13 protein-coding genes and 1 tRNA gene are annotated in these 12587 nt (G+C 72.1%); all 14 read left to right on the top strand.

The genetic code is table 11. The annotated features are described in order from the left end of the window. Position 1: 1 nt before the first annotated feature. On the top strand, positions 2-1309 hold the full coding sequence (locus tag QRX60_RS01425) for a glycoside hydrolase family 27 protein (RefSeq protein ID WP_285998977.1): 1308 nt from the start codon (positions 2-4) through the stop codon (positions 1307-1309). 165 nt (positions 1310-1474) lie between these two features. Then, complete coding sequence (locus tag QRX60_RS01420; RefSeq protein ID WP_285998976.1) at positions 1475-2284, top strand: CoA transferase subunit A; 810 nt, start codon at positions 1475-1477, stop codon at positions 2282-2284. Positions 2285-2438: 154 nt separating this feature from the next. Further along, the gene (locus QRX60_RS01415; protein WP_285998975.1) at positions 2439-3191 is read left to right on the top strand and encodes a CoA-transferase subunit beta; all 753 of its coding nucleotides are present in this window, start codon (positions 2439-2441) and stop codon (positions 3189-3191) included. 225 nt (positions 3192-3416) lie between these two features. Continuing rightward, entirely contained in the window at positions 3417-4598 is a 1182-nt protein-coding gene (locus QRX60_RS01410) for a thiolase family protein (RefSeq protein ID WP_285998974.1), read from the top strand. A 12-nt stretch (positions 4599-4610) separates the two neighbouring features. Continuing rightward, complete coding sequence (pcaH, locus tag QRX60_RS01405) at positions 4611-5345, top strand: protocatechuate 3,4-dioxygenase subunit beta (protein WP_285998973.1); 735 nt, start codon at positions 4611-4613, stop codon at positions 5343-5345. After that, positions 5342-5896, top strand: coding sequence for a protocatechuate 3,4-dioxygenase subunit alpha (gene pcaG / locus QRX60_RS01400; protein WP_285998972.1), 555 nt, complete (start codon positions 5342-5344; stop codon positions 5894-5896). The genes pcaH and pcaG overlap by 4 nt, the downstream gene beginning before the upstream one ends. Further along, on the top strand, positions 5893-6696 hold the full coding sequence (pcaD, locus tag QRX60_RS01395; protein WP_285998971.1) for a 3-oxoadipate enol-lactonase: 804 nt from the start codon (positions 5893-5895) through the stop codon (positions 6694-6696). Before pcaG ends, pcaD begins: the two co-directional genes overlap by 4 nt. Next, the gene (gene pcaC, locus QRX60_RS01390) at positions 6693-7097 is read left to right on the top strand and encodes a 4-carboxymuconolactone decarboxylase (protein WP_285998970.1); all 405 of its coding nucleotides are present in this window, start codon (positions 6693-6695) and stop codon (positions 7095-7097) included. Before pcaD ends, pcaC begins: the two co-directional genes overlap by 4 nt. Before the next feature lie 10 nt (positions 7098-7107). Next, the gene (locus tag QRX60_RS01385; protein ID WP_285998969.1) at positions 7108-7938 is read left to right on the top strand and encodes an IclR family transcriptional regulator domain-containing protein; all 831 of its coding nucleotides are present in this window, start codon (positions 7108-7110) and stop codon (positions 7936-7938) included. 150 nt (positions 7939-8088) lie between these two features. Then, the gene (locus QRX60_RS01380) at positions 8089-8694 is read left to right on the top strand and encodes a nucleotidyltransferase family protein (RefSeq protein WP_285998968.1); all 606 of its coding nucleotides are present in this window, start codon (positions 8089-8091) and stop codon (positions 8692-8694) included. Positions 8695-8865: 171 nt separating this feature from the next. After that, positions 8866-9735, top strand: coding sequence for an AAA family ATPase (locus QRX60_RS01375; protein WP_285998967.1), 870 nt, complete (start codon positions 8866-8868; stop codon positions 9733-9735). 260 nt (positions 9736-9995) lie between these two features. Continuing rightward, a tRNA-Arg gene (locus tag QRX60_RS01370) sits at positions 9996-10069 on the top strand. 95 nt (positions 10070-10164) lie between these two features. Further along, complete coding sequence (locus QRX60_RS01365; protein ID WP_285998966.1) at positions 10165-11280, top strand: vWA domain-containing protein; 1116 nt, start codon at positions 10165-10167, stop codon at positions 11278-11280. Next, positions 11273-12385: an XdhC family protein gene (locus tag QRX60_RS01360; protein WP_285998965.1), complete on the top strand. Its 1113-nt coding sequence runs from the start codon at positions 11273-11275 to the stop codon at positions 12383-12385. Before QRX60_RS01365 ends, QRX60_RS01360 begins: the two co-directional genes overlap by 8 nt. The last annotated feature ends 202 nt before the right edge of the window (positions 12386-12587 follow it).

The raw sequence follows: 12587 nt of genomic DNA, 5'->3' as shown, positions 1-12587 counted from the left end.
AGTGAAGCGCCTCCTTTCCGTTTTTCTCGCCATCCTGGGTATTTCGGTCTTCTTTGTGCCCTCCGCCGATGCCCGGACGCCGTTCGTGCGGCCGTTCATGGGCTGGAGCAGCTGGAGCCTCGAGTCGTCGACCCGCGCGGGTTACGGCACTTCGTGGCTTAACGAGTCGCACGTCCGTGACGCGGCTTCGGCCATGGCTTCGAAGCTCAAGTCCGCGGGCTACACCTACGTCAACATCGACTCGGGCTGGAACGCCGACCTGTCGTGGGTGTTCCACACCGACGTCAACGGGATCCCGGCGCCTGATCCCGGCCGCTTCCCTTCGGGGATCCCCGCGTTGGCCTCCTACGTCCACGGCCTGGGCCTCAAGCTCGGCCTGTACGCCGTGACCGGGCTCGAGAAGGAGGTCTACGACAAGAACGCGCCCATCCTCGGGACCTCGTGCCACGCGCAGGACATCGCCTACCGGCCGCTGACGCCGTCCAACGGCTGGGGCGGCAACTGGAAGGTCGACTTCGGGAACCCCTGCGCGCAGAAGTACTACGACTCGATCGTCTCCCGGTTCGCGTCCTGGGGCGTGGACTTCATCAAGGTCGACGGGACGACCGAAGACAACGTCGCGGACATCGAGGCGTGGTCCGCGGCCATCGACCACGCACGGCGGCCGATGTGGCTGACGGCGAGCGCGTGGCCGGTGCCGCGGTCCATCGGGCCTTCGCTCGCCCCCTATGCCAACGGCGTGCGGATCGACACCGACGTCGAGTGCTACTGCGACACGGTGTCCACGTGGGACGGTTCGGTGAAGGCGCGCTGGACGGATCTGCCGAACTGGCAGGGTGTCTTCGGCCCGCAGTACCGGCCGGACCTGGACTCGATGCCGATCAGCAACAACACCGGCAGCGGCATCCAGGACGGGATCTCCGACGTCGAGCGGCAGAGCGTGATGACGTTCTGGTCCATGGCGTCCTCGCCGCTGTACGTCGGGGGAGACATCTACTTCCTGGACGCTTCCGCCGTGTCGATCCTGATCAATCCCGAGGTCATCGCGGTCGATCACGCGGGTTCCCACCCGACGCGGGTGACCGGCGGCGACCACCAGGTGTGGCGGAAGCGCGCGCCGGACGGCCGGTGGTACGCGGCCGTCTACAACCTGGGTTCCACGCCCGCGGACATCACGGTGGACCTCGGCGTTCCGGGCGCGCGGCCGGTGCGTGACCTCGTCGCGCGCGAGGACCTCGGGCGGTTCCGGGGCTCGTGGACCGCTTCCGCCGTCCCCGCGCACGGCTCCCGGCTCGTCCGGATCGGCTGACGGTCGTCCCGAAGGGGACTTTTCTCGCTGGTCACGCGAGGAAAGTCCCCTTCGTCGTGCCTGCGTCATCCATTGGGTGGAAGACGTCTGGTCGGCGGGCCGGACGCCGTGCTATGTTCGGTTGCAGAACGAGTGTGCGTGATGCGAACGGATTCGGAGTGTGGGATGGCAGAGCTGCTGTCGCTGGAGGAGGCTGTGGGCCGGCTGGTGCACGACGGCGACACCGTCGCGCTCGAGGGCTTCACGCACCTCATCCCGGTCGCGGCCGGGCAGGAGATCATCCGGCAGGGCCGGCGGGGTCTCACGCTGGTGCGCATGACCCCGGACATCGTGTACGACCAGCTGATCGGCGCGGGCTGCGCGAGCAAGCTGATCTTCTCCTGGGGTGGCAACCCCGGTGTCGGCTCGCTGCACCGCTTCCGTGACGCGGTCCAGCACGACTGGCCGGTGCCGCTCGAGATCGAGGAGCACAGCCACGCGGGGATGGCGAACCGGTACGTCGCCGGCGCGTCCGGCCTGCCGTTCGCCGTGCTGCGCGGCTACACGGGCACGGACCTGCCCGCGCAGACCGACACGATCAAGCCGATCACGTGCCCCTTCACCGGCGAGCGGCTCACCGCGGTCCCGGCGCTGAACCCGGACGTCACGATCGTCCACGCCCAGCGCGCCGACCGTCAGGGCAACGTCCAGATGTGGGGCATCACCGGCGTCCAGAAGGAAGCGGTCCTGGCCGCGAAGCGCTCGATCGTGACGGTGGAAGAGATCGTCGACGAACTCGAGCCCCGCCCCGGCGCGGTCGTCCTCCCGGCCTGGGTGGTCACGGCGGTGGCCGAGGTCCCGGGCGGCGCGAAGCCGTCGTACGCGGCCGGGTACTACGAGCGCGACAACTCGGCATACCAGGCATGGGACGAGGTGGGCCGTGACCGCGAGGAGTTCACGAAGTGGCTGAACGAGCTGACCGGGGTGAAGGCATGAGTCACCTCGGTCGTCCCCGCCGGCACGCCCCCGGCTCTCCCCCGAGGCCGGTGGCCGCTGCCCCCTTCCCCGAGACAGCGACCACCGGCTGGAGCCACGCCCCGGCGCCCCGCCCTGGCACCACCAGCACCCGCAAGACCGCGGAGGTCCCGGCATGAGCACCGACTACACCGCCGACGAGATGATGAGCATCGCGGCGGCCCGCGCGCTCTCCGACGGCACGTCCTGCTTCGTCGGCATCGGCCTCCCGAGCAAGGCCGCGAACCTCGCCCGCCGCGCCCACGCCCCGAACCTCACGCTGATCTACGAGTCCGGCTGCCTGGGCGCGAAGCCGTCCCACCTCCCGCTGTCGATCGGCGACGGCGAACTGGCCGACACCGCCGACGCGGTGGTCAGCGTCCCGGAGGTGTTCAACTACTGGCTCCAGCCGGGCCGGATCGACGTCGGCTTCCTCGGCGCCGCGCAGCTGGACAAGTTCGGCAACATCAACACGACGGTGATCGGCTCGGACTACCACGACCCGAAGGTCCGGCTGCCGGGCGCGGGCGGTGCCCCGGAGATCGCGGCGTCGTGCGGCGAGGTGTTCATCGTGCTGCGCCAGAGCCCCCGGGCGTTCGTGGAGAAGGTCGACTTCGTGACGTCGTTCGGCCACGGCTCGGGCAAGGGCGACCGCGAAAAGCTCGGCCTCCCGGGGCAGGGCCCGACGCTGGTCGTCACCGACCTGGGCCTGATGCGTCCCGACCCGGAGACGGCCGAGCTGACCCTCACCGAGCTCCACCCCGGCGTGGAGCTGGAGCAGGCGATCAAGGCGACGGGGTGGACCCTGAAGGTGGCGGACGACCTGAAGGTCACCCCCGCCCCGACCGAGCAGGAGCTGACCCTCCTGCGAGAACTGGAGAAGGCGTGACGGTCGTGCGCCCCTCCGGTTTCCCCCTCGTCCCGCGCGCCCACCACGCCCGCCGTGGCAAGGTGGGCCGGTGACCGTCGCCCCGCCCGCGAGCCCCCGCGCCGCGCCGCGAGCGAACCGGGCCGTGGCACCCTCCGACCCGGCGCAAGCTCCCGCGACCGCACCGAACCGTCCCCACCCGACCCCTCCGGCGACCCCCGCGCCGCCGACCCGGAAGGCGAACGCATGACCGACGTCTACGTCCTCGACGCGATCCGCACCCCGTTCGGCCGCTACGGCGGCGCACTGGCCGGCGTCCGCCCGGACGACCTGGCCGCGGGCGTGCTCAAGGCCCTCGTGGCCCGCACCGGCCTCGACCCGTCCACAGTGGACGAGGTGACCCTCGGCGACGCGAACGGCGCGGGCGAGGACAACCGCAACGTCGCCCGGATGGCCGCCCTCCTGGCCGGCTGGCCCACGAGCGTCCCCGGTAGCACCGTCAACCGCCTCTGCGGCTCCGGCCTCGACGCGGTGATGCAGGCCAGCCGCGCGATCCAGGTCGGCGACGCCGCACTGGTGGTCGCCGGTGGCGTCGAGTCCATGACCCGCTCGCCGCTCGTCATGCCGAAGCCGGAAAAGGCCTTCCCGGCCGGCAACCAGACCCTCTACAACACCGCGCTCGGCTGGCGCATGGTCAACCCGGAGATGCCGTCGCAGTGGACGATCTCCCTCGGTGAGTCCACCGAGCAGCTCGCCGAGCGCTACGGCATCGGCCGCGACGAGCAGGACGCCTTCGCCGCCCGCAGCCACGTCAACGCCGCGAAGGCGTGGGACGAAGGCTTCTACGACGACATGGTCGTCCCGGTCGAAGGGGTCGACCTGGCCCGCGACGAGGGCATCCGCCCGGACTCGAGCCCCGAGAAGCTGGCCAAGCTGAAGCCCGTCTTCCGCAAGGAGAACGGCACCGTCACGGCGGGCAACGCCTCCCCGCTGAACGACGGCGCGTCGGCGCTCCTGCTCGGCGACGAAGCGAGCGCGAGCCGGCTCAACGCGATCCCGCTGGCCCGCATCGCCGGGCGTGGCGCGGCGGGCGTCGACCCGGACGTCTTCGGCATCGGCCCGGTGCGCGCGGCGGAGATCGCCCTCGAGCGCGCCGGCATCGGCTGGGACGACCTGGCCGCGGTGGAGCTCAACGAAGCCTTCGCCGCCCAGTCGCTGGCCTGCCTGCGCGACTGGAAGGACCTCGACCCGGAGATCGTGAACACCCACGGCGGCGCGATCGCGATCGGTCACCCGCTGGGCGCGTCCGGGGGCCGCATCCTCGGCACCCTGGCGCACGACCTCCACCGCCGCGGCGGTGGCTGGGGACTGGCCGCCATCTGCATCGGCGTCGGCCAGGGCCTGGCCGTCGTCCTCGAAGGCCGGTAAAGGAGAGAAGACATGGCTACTCCGACCGAATTCAGGCTGCCCCACTACGGCGAGGACCCCGAGGGCACCCACCCGCCGCTCGACTACGCCGGCTACCGCTCCACCGCGCTGCGGCACCCCAAGCAGGACCTGGTGCTGCTGCCGCAGATGCTGACCGAGGTCACCGGCCCGCTGCTCGGTCCCGGCCGCCTCGGCGAGTTCGACAACGACCTCACCCGCCAGCACGCGGGCGAACCACAGGGCCAGCGGATCATCGTCACCGGCCGGCTGCTCGACGGCGACGGCCGCCCCGTGCGGGACTCGCTCGTCGAGATCTGGCAGGCCAACGCGGGCGGCCGCTACCGCCACACCGGAGACCGCTGGCCGTCGCCGCTCGACCCGAACTTCGACGGCGTCGGGCGCGCGCTGACCGACAGCGACGGCCGCTACACCTTCACCACCATCAAGCCCGGCGCGTACCCGTGGAAGAACCACGACAACGCCTGGCGCCCCGCGCACATCCACTTCTCGGTGTTCGGCTCGGCGTTCACGCAGCGGCTGGTCACCCAGATGTACTTCCCGGACGACCCGCTCTTCTCCCAGGACCCGATCTTCAACTCCATCCCGGACGAGAAGGCCCGCCGGCGGATGGTGTCGCGCTACGACCACGAGATCACGCAGTCCGAGTGGGCGCTGGGGTTCCAGTTCGACATCGTGCTGCGCGGGCGCGACGCGTCGGTCTTCGAAGAGGAAGAGGACGACGAATGACCAAGCTGCTTCCCACCCCTTCGCAGACCGTCGGCCCGTACCTGTCGATCGGGCTGCCCTGGCCGGACGGCCCGTACGTCGTGGCCGAAGGCACGCCCGGCGCGTTCTGGATCCGCGGCACCGTCCGCGACGGCAACGGCGACCCGGTCCCCGACGCCATGATCGAGACGTGGCAGGCCGACCCGGAAGGCGGGTTCCGCCACCCCGACGACCCGCGCGGTGAGGCGTCCGGCGACTTCCGCGGCTTCGGCCGCTGCCCGACCACTCCCGAAGGCACGTACGGGATCCTCACCCTGCTCCCCGGTGTGGTGCCGGGCGAGGGCGGCACCACGCAGGCGCGCCACATCGACGTGTCGGTGTTCGCGCGCGGCCTGCTCAACCGGTGCGTCACGCGGATCTACTTCGAGGACCAGGACAACTCGGACGACCCGGTGCTGGCGACGGTTCCGGAGGAGCGGCGCGGCACGCTGATCGCGGCCAAGACCGGCGACGGCTACCGCTTCGACGTGCGCCTCCAAGGCGACGGCGAGACGGTCTTCTTCCGGGTATGACGAGCGCGAACGGAGGTGACGGCGTGGGTGCCGTGCGGCTGCACCGGGTCGTCGAAGGGCCCGAAGACGGCCCGGTGGTGGTGTTCGGCGGATCGCTCGGCAGCGACCTCCGGATGTGGGAACCGCAGGTCGTGCCGTTGCTGGAGCGCGGCTTCTGCGTGGTCCGCTACGACACGCGCGGGCACGGCGCTTCGCCGGTGCCGCCAGCGCCGTACGACCTCGAAGACTTCGGCTTCGACTTCCTCGCGATGCTCGACGACCTCGGTGTCGCGAAGGCGCACCTGGTGGGCCTCTCGCTCGGCGGGATGACGGGGATGTGGCTCGGCGCCCACGCCCCGGACCGGATCGCGAGCCTGGTGCTCTGCTGCACGTCCGCGAAGCTCGGGCCGCCGCAGATGTGGGCCGACCGGGCCCGCACGGTCCGCGAGAAGGGCACCGGCGCGGTGGCTGCCGCCGGGGTCGCCCGTTGGCTGACACCGGGCTACGCCGAGCGGCACCCGGACCGTGCCGCGTTCCTGCGCTCGATGATCGCCGCCGTCCCGGCCGAGGGCTACGCGGCCTGCTGCGGCGCGATCGAGCGGATGGACCTGCTCGACGTGCTGCCGAAGATCACGGCGCCCACCCTGGTGATCGCGGGCGCCGACGACCCGGCCACGCCGCCGGAAGGCCACGCCGACCTGATCGCGGCGGGCATCCCGGGCGCGCGGCTGGAGGTCGTGCCGGAGGCCGCGCACCTGGGCAACTACGAGCAGCCCGAGGAATTCACGAGGCTGATCCTCGAGCACCTGGAGGCGAAGTGACCGGAGACCGTCACGAGCAGGGCATGAAGGTCCGGCGCGAGGTGCTCGGCGACGAGCACGTCGACCGCGCGGTCGCGGGCACCACGGACTTCAGCCGCCCGTTCCAGGACTACATCACCGAAGGCGCGTGGGGCTCGGTCTGGGCGCGGGACGGCCTCGACCGCCGGACGCGCAGCTGCGTCACGCTCGCGGCGCTGACCGCGCTGCAGGCGCACAACGAGCTGGCGATGCACGTCCGGGCCGCGATCCGCAACGGCCTCACCGCGGCGGAGATCGGCGAGGTCCTGCTGCACACGGCGGTCTACGCCGGCGCACCGGCGGCGAACGCGGCGTTCGCCATCGCGCAGCGCACCCTGGCCGAGCTCGGCGAGCCGAGCGCCCGGCCGGCCGACGCCGGATAGGGTGCCGGACATGGACGCGGGGAGGCCCATCGAAGCCGAGCTGGACAGCGAGCCGGCGCACCGTGGCGCCCACCACGTGCAGTCGCTGGAGCGCGGGCTGGCCGTGATCAAGGCCTTCCACGCGGACGCGGCGGAGCTGACCCTGAGCGACGTCGCCCGCGCGACGGGCTTGACCCGCGCCGCGGCCCGCCGTTTCCTGCTGACCCTGACCGACCTCGGCTACGTCCGCACCGACGGCAAGTACTTCTCCCTCACCGCCCGCGTGCTGGAGCTGGGCTACTCGTACCTGTCGAGCATGACGCTGCCGGAGGTGGCCCAACCGCACCTGGAGCACCTGTCGGCGGGGGTGCACGAGTCGAGCTCGGTGTCGGTCCTGGAGGGAACGGACATCGTCTACGTGGCGCGGGTGGCGGTCTCGCGCATCATGACGGTGAGCATCAACGTGGGAACCCGCTTCCCGGCGTACGCGACATCGATGGGCCACGTCCTGCTGGCCGGCCTGAGCAAGGCGGAGCTGGAGGCGTACTTCGTGGTGGCGAGGCTCGACCGCCTGACGGACCGCACGGTCACGGCCCCGGACCGCCTCCGGACGGAACTGGCGAAAGTGACGGCCCAGGGCTGGGCGATGGTGGACCAGGAGCTGGAGGAAGGCCTCCGCTCGGTGGCGGCCCCGATCCACGACCGCAAGGGCCGGGTGGTGGCCGCGGTGAACCTGTCGACGCACGCGAGCCGCACAACGGCGGAGTCGGTGGAGAAGGACCTGGTACCGCCCCTGCTGGAGACGGCCCGAGCCATCGAGGCCGACCTGGCAGTCGGCGCCCCGGGCCGAGCCCATGGCTGAGCGAGAAACCACCCCGCCACCGACGGGCCCCTCAGCTGCACCCCCGGCCGACCGACGCCCGCCGGCCGTCGCCCGCCCGCGGAGCCGCGCCGCGGCGGCCGCCCCGCGATGCTCGTCCGCGACTGCACCCCACGCAAACCCGGCGCACCCATGACCTCGGTCGATCCCGGCACTCCGCCCGTCGCCGGTCTCCTGCTGGCAGCCGGGGCCGGTCGTCGCTTCGGCGGGCCGAAGGCCCTTGCCGAACTCGAGGGCGAACCCCTCGTCCTGCGAGCGCTCGCCACCCTGGCCGCTGCCGGCTGCACTCCTGTCCGAGTCGTGCTCGGCGCGGCCGCCGACCAGGTCCGCGCCCTCCTGCCCGATCCGGCCCAGGCCGTGCTGGCCGAGGGGTGGGAGACCGGCATGGGCGCCTCCCTCAAAGCCGGGCTCGCCGCGCTGTCCCAGGAAACAGGCCCCGTCGCCGCGCTGGTGCACCTCGTCGACCTGCCCTGGGTGGGCGCCGACATCCTCGCCCGGGTCGCCGCCGGCGCAACGTCCGAAACCGTCGCCCGCGCGGCCTACGACGGTGTCCCCGGCCACCCCGTCCTCCTCGGCCGCCGCTGGTGGACCGAAATCGCCGAAACCGCCCAGGGCGACCGCGGGGCCCGGGACTGGCTGGCCGGCCGCCCCGACCTCCACCTCATCGAGTGCGGCGACCTCGGCAGCGGCCGCGACGTCGACCACCGCACCGACCTCCCCGGCACACCCCCCTCCTGACCACCCCCGGCAACCGGGCGAGTCGACCCCTCGATCACGCGTGTCGTCCATCGAGGCACGCGTGTCGCCCGCCCGGTTACGCGAGCCATCCCCGCCCCTCCGTGCACGCCGGCCACCCGATCTCCCGCCGGTGACCCGCGCCCGGCCGCCGCGCCGCCTACGATCGGCAGTGTGACCGACTCGCCTGAAGAACTCGCCGCCGCGCTGGACGCCACCGGTTACCTCGCCGATGACGGGCTCGCCACCGCCGGGTTCCTCGCCCTCCGCATGGGCCGCCCGCTGTTCTGCGAAGGCGAACCCGGCACCGGCAAGACCTCGCTCGCCATCGCGCTGGCCACCGCGCTCGACCGGCCGCTCGTCCGCCTCCAGTGCCACGAGGGCATCGACGCCGCCCAGGCACTGTACGAATGGGACTTCCCGCGCCAGCTCCTGCACCTGCGGGCCCTCGAAGCCGCCGGGGACGGGCGCGTCGACGTCGAGACCGCCGAGCGCTCGCTCTACACCGAACGCTTCCTGCTCGCGCGCCCGCTGCTGCAGGCCCTGATCACCGCGCCGTGCGTGCTGCTGGTCGACGAGATCGACCGCGCCGACGACGAGTTCGAAGCCTTCCTCCTCCAGCTGCTCGACGAGCACGCCGTGACCATCCCCGAATACGGCGAGATCCGCGCCGAAGAGCCGCCGCTGGTGGTGCTGACCTCGAACCGGACCCGCGAGGTGCACGACGCCCTCAAGCGCCGCTGCCTCTACCACTGGCTGGAACACCCGGACCTGGCGCGCGAGGTCACCATCCTGCGCCGGCGGATTCCCGATATCGGCGAGCGGCTCGCCCGGCAGGTCGCGGAAGCGGTGCACCGCCTCCGCGAGATGGACCTGCTGAAGCCGCCGGGGGTGGCGGAGTCACTCGACTGGGCCCGGGCCCTGCAGGCTCTGCACCGCGACGAGCTGGACGCGGCATCGGCGGCGCGGACGCTCGGTGCCGTCCTGAAATACAGCGAAGACCTCGACCGGGTCCGGGCGAAGCTCGACGCCCTGTTCGCCTGAGGGTCCACAAAGGACCGCGAGGTTAATTGCGTTGACCGCCTCGGCGGGCTCCGGCATGCTTTTTCCAGCACAGCAGGCAACACCCCGAGAGGAGGAGATCGTGACCGAAGTCCGGCAACACCGATGCGGCACGATCTCCCGTGCCGTTCGCTGAATCTTCCTGAAGGCTCTTCGCGCCCACCCCTCGCTACCTCGGGTCGGCCGCGGCGAAGAGCGCGGTCTGCGCCCGTCCGGGGAGGGGCGTGCGCGCAGACCGCCCCGTCCCGGTAGCTCAGCAGGACAGAGCGCGGCGCTACGAACGCCGAGGTCCGAGGTTCGACTCCTCGCCGGGACGCCCAGAGAGACATCGCCCAGGCCGGACAGCCGTGCGCCGCGGCCCCGGCCGGCCGCCGGCCGACCCTCCGGCCCCGGCGAGCGCACAATGGAGTCATGACCGCCGCCGCCGCCGATCCCGTCGCCGGGTACGCCGGGTTCGCCGCTGCCCTGCGTGAGGCCGGGGTGGCCTGCGACGCGCGCCGCGTGCAGGCCTACCTGACCGCCGTCGCCGAGATCGACGCCGCCGAGCCCACCCAGCTCTACTGGGCGGGCCGCCTCACGCTGTGCTCGAGCCCTGACGATCTCCCGTGCTACGAAGAAGCCTTCAGCCAGTGGTTCTCGATCGAAACCACCACCCCGCAGCGCGCGAAGTCCGCCGCGCCGAAGCAGGCCAGGATCGCCCCGCTCGTCGACGCCGAGGGCGCCGACGCCGCGGGTGGCGACGGGCCTGAGCAGCTGAAAGTCGCCGCGAGTGCCCAGGAGGTCCTGCGCCACCGCGACCTCGCCGCGCTGACCACCGCCGAGCGCGAACACCTCCGCGAACTCCTGGCCACCCTGAAGCCCTCGCCCCCGAAGCGACCGGCCGCGCGAAAGACGCCGTCGCACCGAGGACGGCTCGATCCCTCCCGCACCCTGCGCGCCATGCTCGCCAGCGGCGGCGAACCCGTGAAGCTCGCGCACGTCCGGCGGGGCAGCAGGCCGCGCCGGGTCGTGCTGCTCATCGACGTCTCGGGTTCGATGAGCCCGTACGCCGACGCCCTGCTCCGGTTCGCCCACGTCCTCACGCGCAGCGCACCCCAGTCCGTCGAGGTCTTCACCCTCGGCACGCGGCTGACCCGCGTGTCGCGCCAGCTGCGTCAACGCGACCCGGAACGCGCGATGCTCGCGGCGGGTTCGGCGGTGGCGGACTTCGCCGGCGGCACCCGGCTCGGCGAGACGCTGCAGGCGTTCCTCGACCGCTGGGGCCAGCGCGGCGTGGCCCGCCGCGCCGTGGTCACGGTGTTTTCCGACGGCTGGGAGCGGGGCGACACCGGCCTGCTCGGCGAGCAGCTCGCCCGCCTGCGCCGGCTCGCGCACGCCGTATTCTGGGTGAATCCGCACGCCGGCCGTGCGGGGTACGCTCCGGTCCAGTCGGGCATCGTGGCCGCGCTGCCCCACATCGACCGGCTGCTGGCCGGGCACACCCTGGCCACTTTGGAACGACTGCTCGGGGAGATTTCCGATGCGTGACGTACTGGACGACGTGTTCCGCCGCTGGTCCGACGGTGAAACGGTCGGGCTCGGCACCGTGGTCGCCACCTTCTCGTCCGCTCCGCGCGCGCCCGGCGCCGCGATGGTCGTCGCCCCTGACGGCACCGTCGCCGGCAGCGTGTCCGGCGGCTGCGTCGAAGGCGCGGTCTACGAGCTCGCGCAGGAGGTCGTCGCCGAGCGCAAGCCGGTGCTGCAGCGCTACGGCGTCACCGACGACGACGCCTTCGCGGTCGGCCTGACCTGCGGCGGGATCATCGACATCTACGTCGAACACGTCGACCGCGCGTCGATGCCGGAGCTCGGTGACGTCGTCGCGTCGGTGCGCAGCGGCGAGCCCGTCGCAGTCGTCACGGTCATCGAACACGAGCGCGAAGGCCTGGTCGGCGAGCACATGATCGTCTGGCCGGACCGGACCGCGGGCTCCCTGGGGTCGTCGCGGATGGACGACGCCGTCGCCGACGACGCCCGCGGCCTGCTGGCCAGCGGCCGCACCGGCACCTTGCACTACGGCCCGGACGGGCAGCGCCGCGGCGAGGGCATGGCGGTGTTCGTCAACTCCTTCGAGCCGCCGCCCCGGCTGCTGGTGTTCGGCGCGATCGACTTCGCCGCCGCGATGGCGCGCATGGGCGCCTACCTCGGTTACCAGGTCACCGTCTGCGACGCGCGGCCGGTGTTCGCCACCAGCAGCCGGTTCCCGGACGCACACGACGTCGTCGTCGACTGGCCGCACCGCTACCTGGAGGCGGAAGCCGCGGCGGGCCGGATCGACCAGCGCACGGCCATCGCCGTGCTGACCCACGACCCGAAGTTCGACGTGCCGCTGCTGGAGGTCGCGCTGCGCCTGGACGTCGGCTACGTCGGCGCGATGGGTTCCCGCAAGACGCACGACGACCGCTTCGCCCGCCTTCGCGAAGCCGGGATCACCGAGGCGGAGCTGGAGCGGCTGTCGTCGCCGATCGGCCTCGACCTGGGTGCCCGCACGCCGGAAGAGACGGCTGTTTCGATCGCGGCGGAAATCATCGCGTTGCGGTGGGGCGGCGGCGGAAAGCGCCTCGCGGAACTGACCGGACGCATCCACGGCTGAATACTCCGGGTGGCCCACAAAAGTTCACCCATCCGGACTTCCGCAGATGCGGCGCCAAATCTGCGAGCAGTGCGTATTTGCGGAATAGATAGTTGAACGTGTGACATCAGGACTTGTCCGCGCGAAGGTCGCGTAGCACGCTCGGGAGTCTGTGAGCCCGATCACGGTCGGGCAGGCCGTTCCCGAACCGGCTTTTGGAGGC

The sequence above is a fragment of the Amycolatopsis mongoliensis genome (assembly GCF_030285665.1).
GTDB classification, from domain to species: Bacteria; Actinomycetota; Actinomycetes; order Mycobacteriales; family Pseudonocardiaceae; genus Amycolatopsis; species Amycolatopsis mongoliensis.
This window is presented reverse-complemented; position numbering and strand designations above follow the sequence as displayed.